The 16,871-nt window shown below is 63.5% G+C and carries 15 protein-coding genes; 2 read left to right on the top strand and 13 right to left on the bottom strand.

The features are described from left to right. Positions 1-208: 208 nt before the first annotated feature. The 5 genes from JET14_RS12450 to JET14_RS12430 all read right to left on the bottom strand — a co-directional run bounded on the left by JET14_RS12450 (position 209) and on the right by JET14_RS12430 (position 4,932). Positions 209-760 carry an RBBP9/YdeN family alpha/beta hydrolase gene (locus JET14_RS12450; protein WP_200333910.1) on the bottom strand — a complete coding sequence of 184 codons (552 nt, stop codon included), beginning with the start codon at positions 758-760 and terminating at the stop codon, positions 209-211. Positions 761-843: 83 nt separating this feature from the next. Next, positions 844-2,151, bottom strand: a complete 1,308-nt coding sequence (gene purB, locus JET14_RS12445; RefSeq protein ID WP_138749385.1) for an adenylosuccinate lyase — start codon at positions 2,149-2,151, stop codon at positions 844-846. A gap of 205 nt (positions 2,152-2,356) precedes the next feature. After that, on the bottom strand, positions 2,357-3,076 hold the full coding sequence (locus tag JET14_RS12440) for a DUF2259 domain-containing protein (RefSeq protein ID WP_246750305.1): 720 nt from the start codon (positions 3,074-3,076) through the stop codon (positions 2,357-2,359). A 35-nt stretch (positions 3,077-3,111) separates the two neighbouring features. Then, complete coding sequence (rpe, locus tag JET14_RS12435; protein ID WP_024707440.1) at positions 3,112-3,777, bottom strand: ribulose-phosphate 3-epimerase; 666 nt, start codon at positions 3,775-3,777, stop codon at positions 3,112-3,114. Between the two features lie 75 nt (positions 3,778-3,852). Continuing rightward, positions 3,853-4,932 (bottom strand): ABC transporter substrate-binding protein, encoded by a 1,080-nt coding sequence (locus JET14_RS12430; protein ID WP_200333909.1) that lies wholly within the window; start codon positions 4,930-4,932, stop codon positions 3,853-3,855. Positions 4,933-5,075: 143 nt separating this feature from the next. On the opposite strand from JET14_RS12430, the gene JET14_RS12425 reads away from it, so the two are divergent. Then, on the top strand, positions 5,076-5,567 hold the full coding sequence (locus JET14_RS12425; RefSeq protein WP_200333908.1) for a flavin reductase family protein: 492 nt from the start codon (positions 5,076-5,078) through the stop codon (positions 5,565-5,567). 398 nt (positions 5,568-5,965) lie between these two features. Here the strand turns inward: JET14_RS12425 and JET14_RS12420 are convergent, their stop codons facing one another. Both JET14_RS12420 and JET14_RS12415 read right to left on the bottom strand, forming a co-directional pair. Then, on the bottom strand, positions 5,966-7,405 hold the full coding sequence (locus JET14_RS12420; protein ID WP_200333907.1) for a DEAD/DEAH box helicase: 1,440 nt from the start codon (positions 7,403-7,405) through the stop codon (positions 5,966-5,968). A gap of 169 nt (positions 7,406-7,574) precedes the next feature. Then, complete coding sequence (locus JET14_RS12415; protein ID WP_200333906.1) at positions 7,575-8,045, bottom strand: peroxiredoxin; 471 nt, start codon at positions 8,043-8,045, stop codon at positions 7,575-7,577. A gap of 153 nt (positions 8,046-8,198) precedes the next feature. Between JET14_RS12415 and JET14_RS12410 the strand changes: the two genes are divergently transcribed. After that, positions 8,199-11,654, top strand: coding sequence for a DUF3971 domain-containing protein (locus JET14_RS12410; RefSeq protein ID WP_200333905.1), 3,456 nt, complete (start codon positions 8,199-8,201; stop codon positions 11,652-11,654). A 56-nt stretch (positions 11,655-11,710) separates the two neighbouring features. Here the strand turns inward: JET14_RS12410 and JET14_RS12405 are convergent, their stop codons facing one another. From JET14_RS12405 to JET14_RS12380, 6 genes are all read right to left on the bottom strand, one after another. After that, on the bottom strand, positions 11,711-12,421 hold the full coding sequence (locus JET14_RS12405) for a DJ-1/PfpI family protein (protein WP_024707434.1): 711 nt from the start codon (positions 12,419-12,421) through the stop codon (positions 11,711-11,713). 113 nt (positions 12,422-12,534) lie between these two features. Next, on the bottom strand, positions 12,535-12,996 hold the full coding sequence (locus JET14_RS12400; protein ID WP_200338081.1) for a molybdenum cofactor biosynthesis protein MoaE: 462 nt from the start codon (positions 12,994-12,996) through the stop codon (positions 12,535-12,537). 16 nt (positions 12,997-13,012) lie between these two features. Continuing rightward, the gene (gene moaD, locus JET14_RS12395) at positions 13,013-13,267 is read right to left on the bottom strand and encodes a molybdopterin converting factor subunit 1 (RefSeq protein ID WP_200333904.1); all 255 of its coding nucleotides are present in this window, start codon (positions 13,265-13,267) and stop codon (positions 13,013-13,015) included. Next, on the bottom strand, positions 13,264-13,860 hold the full coding sequence (gene pgsA, locus JET14_RS12390; protein WP_200333903.1) for a CDP-diacylglycerol--glycerol-3-phosphate 3-phosphatidyltransferase: 597 nt from the start codon (positions 13,858-13,860) through the stop codon (positions 13,264-13,266). Before pgsA ends, moaD begins: the two co-directional genes overlap by 4 nt. Before the next feature lie 138 nt (positions 13,861-13,998). Then, positions 13,999-16,023, bottom strand: a complete 2,025-nt coding sequence (gene uvrC / locus JET14_RS12385; RefSeq protein ID WP_200333901.1) for an excinuclease ABC subunit UvrC — start codon at positions 16,021-16,023, stop codon at positions 13,999-14,001. Further along, positions 16,020-16,790: an SDR family oxidoreductase gene (locus JET14_RS12380; protein WP_200333899.1), complete on the bottom strand. Its 771-nt coding sequence runs from the start codon at positions 16,788-16,790 to the stop codon at positions 16,020-16,022. The genes uvrC and JET14_RS12380 overlap by 4 nt, the downstream gene beginning before the upstream one ends. Positions 16,791-16,871: the final 81 nt, after the last annotated feature.

The following is a 16,871-nucleotide window of genomic DNA, read 5'->3' as shown; positions in this document are numbered from 1 at the left end:
TTCCGCTTTTCGAATGGATCGAGCCGCCACAACCCGGTCCGCGCTCCGTCATGTCAATACTGCCCGCCGGGCACGAGAATTTACGTGCTCCAGAGGTGTTAGTGTGATGAATGAAGGGAGAATGTCAATTCTATCCATTAGCTGAGGATGATATTAGGGTTAGCGCAAGGCTGCCGTGATCCGCGCCGCAGCGCTTTCAACCGCACCTTCAGCGCAGGCCGGAGACGAAACGGCCGAACATCAGCGTGCCTTCCGGCCAGGGGCCGAAGCCGGCTTCGTCATTGATGTGTCCCGCCTCGCCGATGTCGTAGAAATCCGCGCCCCAGGCGCCTGCGATGTCGCGCGCGGGCTCGAAGCGGCCGAAGGGGTCGTTGCGGCTGGCAATCACGATCGTGGGGAAGGGCAGCGGTTCGCGCGGATAGGGGCCGAAGGTCATCATGTGTTTTGGCCGCACGGAGGGATTGTCGACCTCGGGCGGCGCGACGAAGAAGGCTCCGGCTATCCGGTTCCTGAAATCCGGAAGGGCCTGGACGACGGTCGGAATGCCAAGCGAATGGGCGACGAGCACCACCGGCCGCTCCGCGCGGTTGACCTCCTCGGCAAGGCGCGCCGTCCAGTCCGCGCGCTCCGGCTTCGACCAGGCTTCCTGCTCCACGCGCCGCGCAGTCGAGAGCTTGCGCTCCCAACGGCTCTGCCAGTGGTCGGGACCGGCATTCTTGTAGCCGGGAACAATCAGGATTTCGGTTTCGGAAATCTTCATGGCGCTTCACATGACATTTCAGGGGCGCAGCTCCCGGAAAAAAAACCGGACGCTGCGGATCGTTCTGCAGGTAACGGCGACGCTCAGCTTTCGCCGAAGACGCGCTGAAAAATCGTGTCGGCATGCTTGGTGTGGTAGCCGAGGTCGAATTTCTCGCGGATCTGCTCTTCCGACAGGGCGTCGGTCACCTCCTTGTCGGCGAGCAGTTCCTCGAGGAAGTCCTTGCCTTCCTCCCACACCTTCATGGCGTTGCGCTGGACCAGACGATAGGCATCCTCGCGCGAGACGCCGGCCTGGGTGAGCGCCAGGAGAACGCGCTGCGAATGCACCAGGCCGCGGAACTTGTTGAGATTGTCCATCATGTGGTCGGGATAGACCAGAAGCTTGTCGATCACGCCCGTCAGCCGCGCCAGGGCGAAATCGAGCGTTACCGTGGCGTCGGGTCCGATCATCCGCTCGACGGAGGAATGGGAGATATCGCGCTCGTGCCAGAGGGCGACATTTTCCATGGCCGGCAATGCATAGCCGCGCACCATGCGGGCAAGGCCGGTCAGGTTTTCCGTCAGCACCGGGTTGCGCTTGTGGGGCATGGCGGACGAGCCCTTCTGGCCCGGCGAGAAATACTCCTCCGCCTCCAGCACTTCCGTGCGCTGCAGGTGGCGGATCTCGGTCGCCAGCCGCTCGACCGAAGAAGCGATGACGCCGAGCGTGGCGAAGAACATCGCGTGACGGTCGCGCGGAATGACCTGGGTGGAGACCGGCTCGGCCTTCAGCCCCATGGCCTCTGCGACGTGTTCTTCCACGCGCGGGTCGATATTGGCAAAGGTGCCGACAGCGCCGGAAATGGCGCAGGTGGCGATTTCCGCGCGCGCGGCGACAAGGCGCGCCCGGCAGCGGTCGAATTCGGCATAGGCCTGGGCAAGCTTGATGCCGAAGGTTGTCGGCTCGGCGTGGATGCCGTGCGAGCGGCCGATGGTGACCGTGTCCTTATGCTCGAAGGCGCGGCGCTTCAGCGCGGCGAGCAGGCCGTCGAGATCGGCGAGCAGCAGGTCGCTTGCGCGCGTCAGCTGGACGTTAAAGCAGGTATCGAGCACGTCCGAGGAGGTCATGCCCTGATGGACGAAGCGGGCATCCGGGCCGACGATTTCCGCCAGATGGGTGAGGAAGGCGATGACGTCATGCTTGGTCACGGCCTCGATCTCGTCGATGCGCGCGACGTCGAAGGTCGCGGCGTTGCCCTTTTCCCAGATCGTCTCGGCGGCGCTCTTCGGGATCACACCGATCTCGGCCAGCGCGGTGCAGGCATGGGCCTCGATCTCGAACCAGATGCGGAACTTGGTTTCCGGCGACCAGATGTCTGTCATTTGCGGGCGGGAGTAGCGCGGTATCATCGGGGCAGGGATCCTTCTTAACGTCGTGCCGGCTGGAGTTTCGGGCCTGACACGCCCTGGAGCGGTTCAGCTTTTCACGGCAATGCTGAACCGCACTATCTTTTGTCATGCCGCATTTTCGCGGACGTCAGGTGTATCCACCTGATTGCGAAATGCTCTAGATCATTTTTGCCGCAAAGGAAACGGCGCGCGCCTAGAAACAGCCTCAGGGCCTGAAGGGAACGGCGATCCAGCGGCCGTCCGGTCCCTCGAAGCCATGCGAGAGCACGGTGACCAGCGCGACGTGGACGGCACCTGCCCCGCCGCCGCCATAGGTCATCACGCCGCCGAGCCGGTAATCCGTCGGGCAGTTCCGGCTCGTGGGGATACGGCTGTCCTCGTGGATCGTGCGGGTTTCGCCCTCCGGATCGGTATAGGCAAGGCGAAAGCCTTGCGCATCCGGCGTGACCGCCGCGCAGGCCGAAATGGGATCGAGCGCGAACGTCTCAAGCGAAAGCGTTCCGACCGGCGAAAGGTTAGGGTGCGCGCGATAGCGGATCGTCTGGCTGTCACCCGCGACCTCTTCGGTGACCGGATTGAAGGCTGCGAGCCAGCCGGGATGGGCAAGCAGGTTGTATTCCTGGATCAGCGGCAGGGCCTCGCCGACGGCAAGGCCGCGCACGGAACTGATCGTCGCGTTTTCGTCCTCCTCCCGCACGCGGTAAGGGGTCTCGTCGAGAAAGGCGTCGCGTTCGGTATCGATGAAGAAGATGTTGGAATAAGGGAAGCCGGAGCCGTCTTCCACGCCGAATTCCTCGAAGGCGAAGACGCCGCCATCATCTGAAAAGCCGAGCGGGGTGAAGGTCGCGAAATCGCCGGCCTCGGCCATCGGCGCCGAAAGCCCGATGGCGGCGGCCAGCATGGTCAGCGGCATGAAACGGGGCATTGTCTTTCTCCTGTTGGTCGCCTCCGGTCGTTGCTTCATTCTTCTCCCGCGCGCAGAGCCTCGATCGGGGCGCGATAGCTGCCGTTTTCCGCCTTGCCGAAGATCGCCGAACCGGCGACGAGCGCGTTGGCGCCCGCCTTGGTCACGGCGCCGACCGTGTCAGGCGCGATTCCGCCGTCGACTTCGAGATCGATCGGCCGGTCGCCGATCAGCGCATTGGCCTGCTCGATCTTGCGCAAGGTGGCGGGAATGAATTTCTGGCCGCCGAAGCCCGGATTGACGGTCATGATCAGGATCAGGTCGAGATCGTCGATCACGTGTTCGATCATCGAGACCGGCGTTGCCGGATTGAGCGCCACGCCCGCCTTCTTGCCGAGATTGCGGATGGTCTGCAGCGAGCGGTGCAGGTGCGGACCGGCCTCCTGGTGAACGGTGATGATGTCGCAGCCGGCCTTGGCGAAGGCTTCGATATAGGGATCGGCGGGCGCAATCATCAGATGGCAGTCGAAGATCGCATCCGTGTGGGGGCGCAGCGCCTTCACCACCGGCGGGCCGAAGGTGATATTGGGCACGAAATGGCCATCCATGATATCGAGATGGACCCAGTCGGCGCCGTCATCGACGACGGCCTTGACCTCCGGGCCAAGATTGGAAAAGTCGGCCGACAGGATGGACGGCGCGATACGGAGCGGACGTTTCACTTGCTTGTTCCTCAATGCGGGGCCCGAAGGCCATTTTCTCACGTCTTGCCGGCTCTCAGGCGATGCCGGCCGGCCTTACTCACGCGCGCTGTCGAAGACGGGAACGAATTCGCCGTTCTGCCAGCGCAGCAGAAAGAACGGGTTGTCGGCCAGCTCGTGCTGCTCGGTGAAGCGCACAGGGCCGATCGCTGTGTCGAAGGTATTGTTCACGAGAACTTCGTCAATCCCGCCGTCTGCCCGGGCGGCGGCAAGCGCCTGCCCTGCGACCTGAACGGCGGCCGCGCCCGGCACGACATAGCCTTCCGGCACGATATCGGCGGCGATGGCCGCATCGGCGATCTCGGCGGCCGGCGGCAGCGCGCCATAGTCAGGCAGGGCGATCGCCAGCGTGCCGTTTTCGAGCGGCGGGCTGGATTCCATCGCGCGCAGGCCGTCATCGCCAAGCAGCGTCAGCGCAACGCCCTGTTCGCGCGCGTCCCGGCCGATAATGGCGACATCGCCGCGCGTGCCGCCGACCAGAACCCGCGTGGCGCCTGCCTGGGCAAGGCGGCGCACAAGCGACAATTGCTGCTGCTGGGCCGGGCGGAACGTGTCGGTGAAGACCGGTTCGAGCCCGCGCGCCTCGATTTCGTTGCGCACGGCGTTGACGAGTTCCCGGTAGTAGATCGTGCCGTCATCGACAAGGGCGACCGGCTGGTCGACCCATTCGGTCATGATCAGCGCGACGATCGCGTCCACCTGGTCCTGCCGGTTCGGCGCCAGGCGGAAAAGCGGCCAGCCGTTGGCAAGCGCATCGGTCATCAGCGGCAGCGACCGGACGGAGACGGTGATGGCGGGAATGCCGGCCTCGGCGAGGACGGGCAGGGCAGTGCGCAAGGTCTCGCTGCAGAAGAAGCCGACAGCAATCCCGACGCCCGCGTCTTCGAGCGCCTCCGCAACAGATGCGCCGTTGTTTCCTTCGCAGTCTTCGTCGATGACGGTCAGGTCGATGTCCAGATTGCGCGCGGCAAGCCCGGCACCGTCGAGCATCTGTGCGCCGAGCACGGCATAGTCGCCGTTCAGCGGCGCCACGACGCCGACCTGTTGGGCATTTGCGGGCGCGGCGGCGCTGACGATCAGCGCGGCAAGGACAAGGCAGGCCTTAAAAGATCTCATGATGGCAGGTCTGTTTCTCACTCAGGCGCGTTAACGGAGTCATACCCCTTGCCAGAGTGAGGGGCAACGCCGTAAGTACCCGGACCAAGAGATGAAGGGACGGTTTTTGTCTATTTCACCACACCAGCGGTATCGCTCTCGCCATGCATGATGATCAGCCCTTTACCCGTGCCTATCGCGATGCGATGGCCCGCTTCGCCGGCCATGTCCAGATCGTGACCACAGCGCATGACGGCGCGCTGCGCGGCGTGACGGCGACGGCCTGCTGCTCGGTTTCCGATGCGCCGCCAACGGTGCTTGCCTGCGTCAACCGGCTGAACGCAAAGAACATGGTCTTTCTCGAAAGCGGTAATTTCGCGGTCAACACGCTCGGCGCCCGCCATAAGCCGCTTGCCGATGCCTTTTCCGGGCTTGGCGGCCTTTCCGCGCAAGAGCGATTCGCAAGGGGCGCGTGGGATTTCGGCGGCTCCGGCGCGCCGGTTCTGGAGGACGCGCTCGCCAGTTTCGACTGCCGCCTCGTCGAGGCGAAGGAGGTGTCGACCCACTGGATCCTCATCGGGGAGGTCGTCAGGACGCAGTGCGGCGAAGATGACGAGGCGCTGATGTATTACCGCCGCGCATACCGGACTCTTTGACCGTCATCAAATTGTCTAAAAAATAGGCTTGACCAAAAAAGAAGCGTGATATAAGAATATTTGCATATTGCAAGATTATTACGAAACTTTGATGAATCTCTTTTGAATGAAGGTGAATTCACTCAATTCCTACTGAATTCTTATCAAACGAACCGTTTTCCTGCACAATTAGAGCCGCGCTTCACTCCCAGGAAGTGCGGCTCTTTCTCGTTTGGCATGCCTGTTTTGCTAAGAGCGCCGTGCGTCCATTCGGACGTAAAAAGGACGCCCTAACCTATTGAATCTACGCATCGGCCCGAAAATCGATTCCGATTTTCGGGCCGATGCGCTAGGCATTTCATGCGGGCTGCGGCACGCGCGGCAAAGCGGGGCGATTGGGATCAATCACCCAGACTTTCTCAGTTTTTTGCGCCGATCAGCATGAATGCGGGAATATCGTCGCCGAAGCCGACGGGCGTCGGCTCGTCGTCCCGGTCGCGGCGGCGCGAGCGCTTCCGGTCGTCATTGGCGGGCCTGCCGCCGGCGGGTTTGGCATTCGCCGCATTGGCCGGCCTTGCGGCGTGGTTGTCCTGCTGCGGCGCAGCCTTCGGCTCGGACCTGGGCAGCGCCTTGGCCTCGCTTTTGCCGTCGGCGGCGGACGTCTGCTTCCTGGCTCCGCGGCGCGCGCGCGGCGCCGGCTTTTCGTCGGTTTCCGCATCGGCGTGAGAAGAGGGCGGGCCGTCCACCCAGTCGATCTTCCGGTCGATCAGTTTCTCGATCGCGTCGACGAACTTGGCATCCTTCGCCGTGGCGATGGTAAAGGCCTTGCCCTTGCGGCCGGCGCGTCCGGTGCGGCCGATGCGATGCACATAGTCTTCCGCATGGATCGGAACGTCATAGTTGAACACGTGGCTGACATCGGGAATGTCGAGCCCGCGGGCCGCGACGTCCGAGGCCACCAGCAGCGGCAGCTTCCCGTCTCGGAAATTCTGCAGGATCGTGGTGCGCGAATGCTGGTCCATGTCGCCGTGCAGCGCGCCGCAGGCATATTCGTGGCGCTGCAGCGAACGCAGCAGGTCGGCGACCGATTTCTTGCGGTTGCAGAAGATGATCGCGTTCTTCAGGTCGTCCTGCTGGTCGATGATCGCGCGCAGAGTCTCGCGCTTCTCGTAGTCCTTCGCCTTCGAGGCGACGAGCTTCTGCTCCACCGTCGCGGCCGTGGAGGAGGGCGGCGCGACTTCGATGCGGGCCGGGTTCTGCAGGAACCGGTCGGCAAGCTTCTGGATCTCGGCCGGCATTGTGGCCGAGAAGAACAGGGTCTGGCGCGTGAACGGAATGAGCTTGGCGATCCGCTCGATATCGGGAATGAAGCCCATGTCGAGCATGCGGTCGGCCTCGTCGATGACGAAAATCTCGACGCCGGTCATCAAAAGCTTGCCGCGCTCGGTATGGTCGAGCAGGCGTCCGGGCGTGGCGATCAGCACATCGGCGCCGCGTTCGATCTTGCGGTCCTGTTCGTCAAAGGAGACGCCGCCGATCAGGAGCGCGACGTTGAGCTTGTGTTTCTTGCCGTATTTCTCGAAATTTTCCGCAACCTGCGCCGCGAGTTCGCGCGTCGGCTCGAGGATCAGCGTGCGCGGCATGCGGGCGCGGGCGCGGCCGCGCTCCAGAAGCGTCAGCATGGGCAGCACGAAAGAGGCGGTCTTGCCGGTGCCGGTCTGGGCGATGCCGCAAACGTCGCGGCGGGTCAGTGCGTGCGGTATCGCGCCCGCCTGGATGGGCGTCGGTTCGCTGTAACCGGCCTCGGTTACGGCGGAAAGTACTTTGGGGCTGAGCCCAAGATCTGAAAATGAGGTCAAAGGGAAACGTGTTCCGTGTTGTCGTTGACAAATAGACGGATCCTTGGCCGCCTTCGCGTTTACGAGGGCGGGATAGTACCAAACCGCGCGAGAGTCAAGAAAAGCCCGGAAGCATGGGGGCTCGCGGGCTCTTTTCGCGTCGCTTTTCGGGCAGTGTCCGGGGCTGGCCTCAGCCTTCTCCCCCGACTTCGGCAAGTACGGCCTCGGCATGGCCGTCGACCTTGACCTTGCGCCATATCTTTTTGAGAACGCCGTCCGGCCCGATCAGGAAGGTGGAGCGTTCGATGCCCATGAATTTGCGGCCATACATGCTCTTTTCCTTCCACACGCCATAGGCCTTGGCGACGCTGTGGTCCTCGTCGGAGCCGAGCAGCACGGCAAGGTCATGCTTCTTCGCGAAGCGGGCGTGGCTTTGAAGCGTATCGGGCGAAACGCCGATAACGACCGCGCCCGCCTTCTCGAATTCGTCGGCGAGGGCGGTGAAGGCGACGGCCTCGACCGTGCAGCCCTTGGTGTCATCCTTCGGATAGAAATAAAGCACAAGCCACTTGCCCTTCGCATCGGCAGCTGAGAAAACCTGCCCTTCGGCAACCGGCAGGGTAAAATCAGGGGCCTTTTCGCCCTCTTTCACGTCGCTCATCTCCAAACACTCCTCGTTCATACCATGTTCAAGTCGAATTCCGGATATATGGCCTTGGGCAAACGCTGTTCGCGCTGATTGTCTGCTTGCCAGCCATGCGCGTCATCATGATTATCATACCCGTGTCTGAGGGGATTCGCGCCGGATATCTCCTTGATCACGAATATAGTATTCGTCGGGGCGGATTTGAAAGACAGGAACGATAGAGAGACCTACATTCGCGGTGAGCGCACGCGGTTCAACCGTCGCGAGCGCATCGCGCTTCATCGTTTGCCCTCCGCCCAGACGCATGATCCGCATATCGTCCATACGCGCCCGCACCACCGGTTTTCTCACGCCTGCGCGCGGCTGTTCCTGTTTTTCGTGCTCGGTCTCGCCATCCTCTTCGCGGCGATCTTCTACATCATCGAAAGCGGGTCGCTTGACCGGTTCCTTGCGGAGAAGGCCAACGAGCAGATCCGCACCGCCATGCCGGACGGCTATCACGCCCGCATCGATGCGGCGGCGTTGCGCGTCGGCTCCGGCCTGTCGCTCAGGCTTAATGTCAGCGGCGTGAACCTGATCGGGCCCGGCGAGAAACAGATCGCCTCAATCGGCGTGCTGAGCTTCGCCGTCGACCCGATGAGCCTGGCGCGCGGGCAGATCTCGGTCAACGCGGTGCAGGCGGACAATATCGACGTCGATTCGTCCGCCTTGCCCTCGACGGGAACCTTCAGGCTGACCGACCATCGCGTCGACAGCCTCCCGATCCTGGTGGAGCAGATATTCACCCAGACCGATTTCGCCAGGGGTATCCTCAGCGCCGCGGAAACGCAGACGATCCAGCTCAGCGACATCCAGTTTCCCGTCGGCAGCGCCTCGCCCGGCAAGACCGTCTCCGTCGATATCCGCGAGGTCAACCTGAACCTCCTGCCGGACGGCGTTTTGCGGGTCGACGGCGCGGTCTCTCTCGACGGCACGACGACGGGTTTCACGCTCGAGGCGCTCGCCGATCGCGGCCGCACCAGAAGTCTTCAGGCCGAGGTCAGCAATGTCAGGCTGACGCCGTTCCTGCTGCAGGAAAACGATGACGGCGAGGCAATGATGGGCGTCGAGGGCACGGCCGACATGGCGATCGCCCTGACACGCGCCGCGCCCGGCGGACTGCCGGAGGTGATGGCGGAATTCGATGTTGCGAAGGGGCGCTTCGTTGCCGATTCCATTGCGCGCGCCTTTTCCGATGCGCGGCTCAACCTCACCTATGACACGGCGAAACAATCGCTCGAACTGACGGATTCCTCGATCGAGTTCGACGGCAGCCGTTTTCCCTTCACCGCCGGCATCATGGATATAGACCGCTTCCGGCCCGGCGCGGAGCAGCCCGGCTACGCGCTCGACATTCTGGTGCGCGGCGGGCGGTTCAAATCGCGCGAGCCCGGGCTGCCGCCGCTGATCTTTGACGCAAAATTCACCGGCGAATACCAGACGGACAATCCGCGCCTGCTTCTCGACAATATCGCCGTGAGTTCGCCGCAGGGCATCATGGCCGCCTCTTTCAAGGCCGTGTTCGGCAACGCGACTTCGCCGGAGCTTTCCTTCGGCGCACGCATCGAGCGCATGGACACCGAGGCGGTCAAGCAGCTCTGGCCCTTCTGGATCGCGCGCAAGCCGCGCGAATGGGTCAGCCGCAACCTGCATGGCGGCGTTGTGACCGACGGCGATATCGCCGTCTATCTTCCCGCCGGGCGGATCGAGGGGCAGGGCATTCCCGTCAACCTCGACGAGACCGAGCTCAAGATCGCCTTCGATATCGACGATACCCGCATCACGCTCAACGATCAGTTTCCCGACGTGAACCGCAGCGATGCGCGGGTGGAGATCAATGGCGGCAGCGTCGATGTCGAGATCGAGGAAGGAACGCTCAACATCGCCAAGGGCAGGACCATCCGGCTTGCCGAAGGCACCTTTGCGATAGCCGACACCTATGCAAAGCCGCTGACGGGAGAAGTGGACGTGATGCTCGCCGGCAGCATCGGCGATCTCGTTGAACTTGCCGCCGCACCGCCGATCAACGCGCTCAAGGGCATGGATTTCGCGCCCGACGATTTCGCCGGTAACGCCGAGGTCAATGTCAAGGCGCGGTTCCCGCTGGACGAACCGGGACCGCTGCCGCCGACCTGGAGCGTTGTCGCCGATATCAGCGAAGGGAAATTGGCAAAGCCGGTCAGCGGCTATGCGGTCGCCGACCTTGCGGGTCTTCTGGAGATTGTCCCCGACCGGCTCGCCTTCGAGGGAAGCGGCAGCGCCGACGGCGTGCCGCTGGATATCGAATGGGCCGAGCCGCTCGGACCGGAATCGGCCGCGGAATCCGTGCTTTGGCTTGCCGCCGACCTCGACGATGCCGAGCGCGAGAAACTGGCGCCGGGTCTCGGCAGCTATGTCGACGGGCCCATCTCGATGACCGTTGAAAACGAGCCAGAGGGCAGCCGGATCACGCTCGACCTCAACAAGACGGTGCTTTCCCTGCCGTGGTTGGGCTGGCAGAAGGCGAGCGGCGTTCCGGCGACGCTCTCCTTCCGGGTGGACACCGAAAGCAAAGACGGGCTGACGGTTCTCGAGGATCTGACGCTCTCCGGCAGCGGGCTCGCCGCGCACGGCAGCGTGACCCTCGACAAGGACGGTCTCCTGTCGACGACGCTGACCCATGTCGCGCTGAGCGAGGGCGACGACGTCAACATCGCCATCCAGCGCGAACAGAACGGCCTCGATGTCGTCGTGACAGGCCGAAGCTTCATGGCGAGCCCGATTCTCGGTCATCTCAGTTCGGCAGGGGACGACAGCGGCTCGTCCGACGATAATGGCAACGCCCGCGTTCATTTCGATTTCGCCCGCGTTACCGGCGAGGGCGGCCGGCAGCTTTCTTCCGTCTCCGGCGATCTTCTGGTCAGAAAGGGCGATCTCGCGACCGGGACCCTTTCGGCGACGACGGCCACGGGCCAGCCGTTGACGCTGAAACTCGGCAATGACGGCGGCGCCAAGACCGTCTCGCTCTCCACGTCGGGAACCGGGGCGCTGCTGCGTTTCCTCGGCGTCTATCAGAAAATGTCCGGCGGCACGCTCGACCTGAACCTGACGGAGACCGCGACCGGCTGGCACGGCATGCTCGACCTTGCCGAATTCCGTCTGATCAACGACCAGCAGCTGAAGCAGCTTCTGTCCTCGCCGGCCGCTGCCAACGGCAAAAGCCTGAATGCGGCCTATCGCAACCAGCTGAACGAAAGCGAGCAGCGCTTTCAGCGCGCCCAGGCGGTGATCGATGTTTCCGACGGCGTGCTGCAGGTTTCCGACGCATTCGTGCGCGGTGACCAGGTGGGCGCGACCTTCAAGGGCGTGGTGCGCGATGCCGCCGGCAATATCGACATGACCGGCACCTTCATGCCCGCCTACGGCCTCAACCGGATCTTCGCCGAGATTCCGATTTTCGGCCCGCTGCTCGGCAATGGCAACGACAAGGGCCTGTTCGGCATCACCTTCAAGCTGACGGGCAAGACGACGGACCCCGATCTCGTGGTCAATCCGCTGTCCGCCATCGCGCCCGGCGTCTTCCGCAAGATTTTCGAGTTTCAGTAGCGGCGGGCCTCACCGGGGCGGCGGGGAACGGCGCATGCCGATCCCTTTTTTCGGGCTCAGCCGCTCTTCTTGCTGTTCAGCCGCTCGGCGGCGCGTTCGCTGGCGGAACGGCGGCTGGAGAGGAACATGTGCAGGCGGGCGCGCACGCTGTCGAGGATTTCCGGCGGCGCGGTCTTCGGCGTGCCGCAGCGATAGGGCGGCTCGGGGTCGTATTCCATCTGCAGCTGAATCTGCTGGGCCGTGGTCCTGTCCATCAGGTTCTCGACCACGCGCAGCGCGAAATCGATGCCCGAGGTCACGCCGGCGCCGGTGATCCGGTTGCGGTCCATGACGACGCGCTCTTCCACCGGGATGGCGCCGAACAGCGACAGCTGGTCGATCGACGACCAGTGCGAGGTGGCCCTGTAGCCCTTCAGAAGCCCGGCGGCTCCAAGCACCAGAGAGCCGGTGCACACCGATGTGACCAGCTTGCAGCCGGGCGCGATGCGGCGCAGGAAGTTCAGCGTTTCGTCGTCATCCATCAGGGCGATCTGGCCGGGCCCGCCCGGAACGCAGATGATGTCGAGCTTCTGGCATTGCCCGAAGGTCGTGTTCGGCAGGATGCGCATGCCCCGGTCGACGATCACGGGATCGAGGTTCTTCCAAAGGAACTTGATCTCGGTGCCCGGCATCCGGTTCAGGACGTCTGCGGGCCCGAAAAGGTCAAGCTGCGTGAGGCCCGGATACATGATGAAGCCCACGGTAAGCGAGTCGGAACTGGAAGGCATGTTGTCCTCGTTCAGTGGTGAAGCCGCAAGGCCAAATCGATTGAAATTTCAAACAAGAATAGGCCGTCCGGGTCGTTCGACAAGCGCTATCTTAAGGCCGGCTCATGTCTCTTTTATTGCCAGTCCTCGCGGGCGGAAAGATCGGCCGCGCGCGCCTCGACCCAGCCATTGTCGCCGCCGCCCTTAAGATGCTCCTTTTTCCAGAAGGGAGCGTCGGTCTTCAGGAAGTCCATGACGAAGGCGGCGCCGTCGAAGGCGGCCTGCCGGTGGGGGGCGGCCGCAATTACCAGCACGATGTTTTCCCCGGGGCTGATCCGGCCGTAGCGGTGGATCGCGGTCAGGCCGAGAAGTCCGAAGCGGGCGATGGCGGTCTTGGCGATGCGGGTGATCTCGCTTTCGGCCATGCCGGGATAATGCTCGAGTTCAAGCGCGTCCAGCCGTCCGTTCTCGTCTCGGCAAAGCCCGGTGAAGCTGACGAGCGCGCCGATATCCGCGCGGCCCCTGCCAAGCGCCGCCTGCTCGGCGGCGATGTCGAAATCGTCCGCCTGGATGCGGATATCGGGGGCGACGGCCATGGCCTCTGTCATGGCCTCAGCCCCCGGTCATCGGCGGAAAAAGGGCGATCTCGCGGACGCCTTCAAGCGGAGCGTCATGCTCGGCATGCACCCGGTCGAGCGCCACGCGGATAACGTCAGGTTCCACAAGAGCGCTCTCGTAGCCTTCGCCGCGGCCCTTGAGAAAGGTCAGCAGGCCGGCGACGTCCGTCACCGCGTCCGGCAGGGAAATCTCTTCCTCGGCCACGCCGATCCGTTCGCGCACCCAGGCGAAATAGATGAGTCTTGTCATTTCTCAGCCTCTACAACATGTTTCAGCCCGGCCCGGAAATAGTCGTAGCCGGTGTACATCGTCAGAATCGCCGCGATCCACAACAGCACGATGCCGAGATTGGTGGTGTAGGGGAAGATCGTGTCACCGGCAGGGCCGGCAAGCAGAAGCCCGATCGCGATCATCTGGAAGGTCGTCTTCCATTTGGCGATCCGCGTCACCGGCACGGAAACCTTGAGGCCGGCCAGATATTCCCTGAGGCCGGAGACCAGCACCTCGCGGCACAGGATGATGATCGCGGCCCAGAGCGACCATCCGGCAATTGTCCGCTCGACATCGGCGGCGAGCAAGAGCAGGCAGGTGGAGACCAGAAGCTTGTCGGCGATCGGGTCCAGCATGCGCCCGATATTGGACTGCTGGTTCCAGGCCCGCGCCAGATAGCCGTCGAAGAAATCGGTGATCGAGGCAATGGCGAAGATTGTCAGCGCGGCCCAGCGGGCCGGATCCGAACTGGAGAGCTTGCCCTCCAGAAAGAAGCACAGGACGATCAGGGGCACTGCGAGAATGCGGCCATAGGTCAGGAGGTTTGGGATGTTATACGCTTTTGATGCCATGGCCTCATTCCGTGTACTCGGCCTGCCCGTGCCGGCAGTCCGCTCTATGTAGGCGCAAATTGCTTCCATTGCATGGTCAAGGTCAATGCCGGCACGGATTAATCATGTGCCATATCGCCCCTGGCCGGCGAGGGTCACCTATTTGCCGCCTCCGTCATGGAAGTGATCGTAGATCTGCCGGGCCATCGCTTCCGAAATGCCCTCGACGCCGCTGAGATCGGTCAGCCCTGCGCGCGAGACGGCCTTGGCCGAGCCGAAATGCTGCAGCAGCGCCCGTTTGCGAGACGGGCCGATGCCGGCGATCTCGTCGAGCGGGTTCTTGACCATTTCCTTCTTGCGCCGGGCGCGGTGCGAGCCGATGGCGAAACGGTGCGCCTCGTCGCGCAGGCGCTGGATGAAATAGAGCACCGGGTCGCGCGGCGGCAGCGAGAAATCGGGCTTTCCCTCCATGAAGAAGCGCTCACGCCCGGCCTCGCGGTCCGCGCCCTTGGCGACGCCGATCGCGGTCACCGCATCCTTGATGCCGAGGTCTTCCAGAATGGCGCGCACCGCCGACATCTGCCCCTGGCCGCCGTCGATGAGGATGACATCCGGCCAGGCGGGGAAGGGGGCGTCGTCGTCAACCTCGACCGGCTGGCTTCGGTCGGGAATGCCGTGTTCCTTGACGAGGCGGGAGAAGCGGCGCGTCATCACCTCGCGCATCATGCCGAAATCGTCGCCCGGGGTGATCTCCGTCGATTTGATGTTGAACTTGCGGTACTGCGCTTTCACGAAGCCTTCCGGTCCGGCGACGACCATGCCGCCGACCGCATTGGTGCCCATGATATGGGAGTTATCGTAGACCTCGATGCGCCGTGGAGCCAAAGAGAGCCCGAAGGTTTCGGCAAAGCCCTGCAGCAGGCGGGACTGGGTGGCCGTCTCGGAAAGCTTGCGGCCGTGGGCCTCGCGCGCGTTGGCGAGAACATGATCGACCGCCTCGCGCTTTTCGCCCCGCTTGGGCACGGCGATGTTCACCTTGCGGCCGGCGCGCTCGGAAAGCGCCAGTTCGAGCAGCGCCCGTTCCTCGATCTCCTCCGACAGGAAGATGTCGCGCGGGATCGGCTTGTCGTCGTAGAACTGCGCCAGGAAGGCGTTGAGGATTTCGGCGGCGGGAAGCGACGGGTCGGTCTTGGGGAAATAGGCGCGGTTGCCCCAGTTCTGGCCGGTCCGGTAAAAGAACACCTGAATGCAGCAGAGCCCGCCTTCGTTATGAATGGCGAAGACATCGGCCTCCTCAATCCCCGCCGGGTTGACGCCCTGGTGGCCGAGCACATGGGAAAGCGCCGACAGCCGGTCGCGATAGATCGCCGCGCGCTCGAAATCGAGCTCTTCGGAGGCCTGGTTCATGGCGTCCGCGAGTTCGGCATGGACCTGCTTGCTCTTGCCCGAGAGAAAGGCCTTCGCCTCGTTCACCAGCTCGCCATAGTCCTCGGTGGAGATCTCGCCAGTGCAGGGACCGGCGCAGCGCTTGATCTGGTAAAGCAGGCAGGGCCGGGTCCGGCTTTCATAGACGCTGTCGGTGCAGGAGCGGATCAGGAAGGCCCGCTGCATGGCGTTGATCGTGCGACCGACTGCGCCGGCGGACGCAAAGGGGCCGAAATAGTCGCCCTTGCGGGCGCGCGCGCCGCGATGCTTGAACAGCGCCGGGGCCTCGTGATCGCCGGTGATCAGGATATAGGGAAAGGACTTGTCGTCGCGCAGCAGAACGTTGAAGCGCGGCCTCAGCCGCTTGATCAGGTTTGCCTCCAGAAGCAGCGCCTCGGTCTCCGTCCGCGTGGTGACGAATTCCATATGCGCCGTCTGGGTGATCATCCGGGTGATGCGGTTCGAGTGTCCGCGCCCCTGGGCGTAATTGGTGACGCGCTTTTTCAGCGAGCGCGCCTTGCCGACATAGAGCACATCGCCCTTGGCGTTGAACATGCGGTAGACGCCGGGGCTGTTGGGCAGATGCTTGACGAACTCGCCGATCAGGGCCGCGCCCTTCAGCGCATGCTTTTCGCGCGCGGCGTCGTTCCAGACGATCTCGCTTGCCTCAAGCGAAGCGCCCGTCTCGGCCACGTCCGGCAGATCGCTGTCGTCTTCGTCATAGATTATGCCGCCATCGGGCGGCGTCTTTCGCGTCATTCGTTGATCCCTGCTACGTCCGGCGTTTCCCAGGCCAGGTGCTGCCCGCCATCGAGCGCAATCATCTGACCCGTGATCGAGGGCGTTTCGAGGAGATAGCGAATCGTCCTTCCGAATTCGCCAAGCTCCGGTCCTTTCCCTAAGATAAGGGCCGCGACCTGGCTTTCAAAATCCTCATCGCTCTGCCGGCTGTTTTTCAGCGTCGGCCCCGGGCCGATGGCGTTCACGCGCACCCTGGGCGCAAGCGCCTGCGCCAGCATCTGCGTCGCCGCCCACAGGGCGCTTTTGGACAGCCCGTAGGTGAGGAAGTTCGGAACCGGCGCCCAGACCCGCTGGTCAATCATGTTGACGATCAGCCCGTTCTCTCCCTCGGGCAATTGCCGGGCGAAATGTTCCGCCAGTATGAGTGGCGCCTTCACATGGATGGCAAAATGCTGGTCGAACTGCGCCTCGTCGAAGTGAGCGGCGCTGTCGGCGCGAAACAGCGAGGCATTGTTGACGAGCAGGGAAACCGGCCCCATCGCGGCATTGACCGCATCGAACAGCCTGCCGGTCGCGTTCGAATCGAGAAGATCGGCGCCGAATGCTTCGGCCCGGACGCCAGCCCGGCTGAGCGAATGCGCCAGTTCGCGGGCCTCGGGAAGGGAGGTGTGGGCATGGATCGCCACATTGATGCCGCAATTGGCCAGGTCCTCGACGATCGCGCGGCCAAGTCTTTTCGCACCGCCCGTTACGAGCGCGGTTTCTGTCGGCGTCTTCTGCTGCATCGTGATGTCCCCTCGTTCCGGCGGCAAGCTTATATCGCCCGACAGGCAGAACTGCCAAATGGAAATTGGCGGTTCTGCTCC

Source organism: Martelella lutilitoris, assembly GCF_016598595.1.
In the GTDB taxonomy this organism is placed as follows: Bacteria; Pseudomonadota; Alphaproteobacteria; order Rhizobiales; family Rhizobiaceae; genus Martelella; species Martelella lutilitoris_A.
The sequence above is the reverse complement of the archived record's forward strand: the minus strand, read 5'-3'. Positions and strand labels throughout refer to the sequence as shown.

Excerpts from the sequence above, each read along its gene's own strand:
- JET14_RS12450 (WP_200333910.1), bottom strand. The coding sequence starts at position 760 with ATGAAGATTTCCGAAACCGAAATCCTGATTGTTCCCGGCTACAAGAAT.
- moaD (WP_200333904.1), bottom strand. The coding sequence starts at position 13,267 with ATGACAAGACTCATCTATTTCGCCTGGGTGCGCGAACGGATCGGCGTG.
- JET14_RS12405 (WP_024707434.1), bottom strand. The coding sequence starts at position 12,421 with ATGCCTTCCAGTTCCGACTCGCTTACCGTGGGCTTCATCATGTATCCG.
- JET14_RS12430 (WP_200333909.1), bottom strand. The coding sequence starts at position 4,932 with ATGAGATCTTTTAAGGCCTGCCTTGTCCTTGCCGCGCTGATCGTCAGC.
- JET14_RS12440 (WP_246750305.1), bottom strand. The coding sequence starts at position 3,076 with ATGCCCCGTTTCATGCCGCTGACCATGCTGGCCGCCGCCATCGGGCTT.
- JET14_RS12380 (WP_200333899.1), bottom strand. The coding sequence starts at position 16,790 with ATGCAGCAGAAGACGCCGACAGAAACCGCGCTCGTAACGGGCGGTGCG.
- pgsA (WP_200333903.1), bottom strand. The coding sequence starts at position 13,860 with ATGGCATCAAAAGCGTATAACATCCCAAACCTCCTGACCTATGGCCGC.
- JET14_RS12400 (WP_200338081.1), bottom strand. The coding sequence starts at position 12,996 with ATGGCCGTCGCCCCCGATATCCGCATCCAGGCGGACGATTTCGACATC.
- uvrC (WP_200333901.1), bottom strand. The coding sequence starts at position 16,023 with ATGACGCGAAAGACGCCGCCCGATGGCGGCATAATCTATGACGAAGAC.
- purB (WP_138749385.1), bottom strand. The coding sequence starts at position 2,151 with ATGATACCGCGCTACTCCCGCCCGCAAATGACAGACATCTGGTCGCCG.
- JET14_RS12425 (WP_200333908.1), top strand. The coding sequence starts at position 5,076 with ATGCATGATGATCAGCCCTTTACCCGTGCCTATCGCGATGCGATGGCC.
- JET14_RS12415 (WP_200333906.1), bottom strand. The coding sequence starts at position 8,045 with ATGAGCGACGTGAAAGAGGGCGAAAAGGCCCCTGATTTTACCCTGCCG.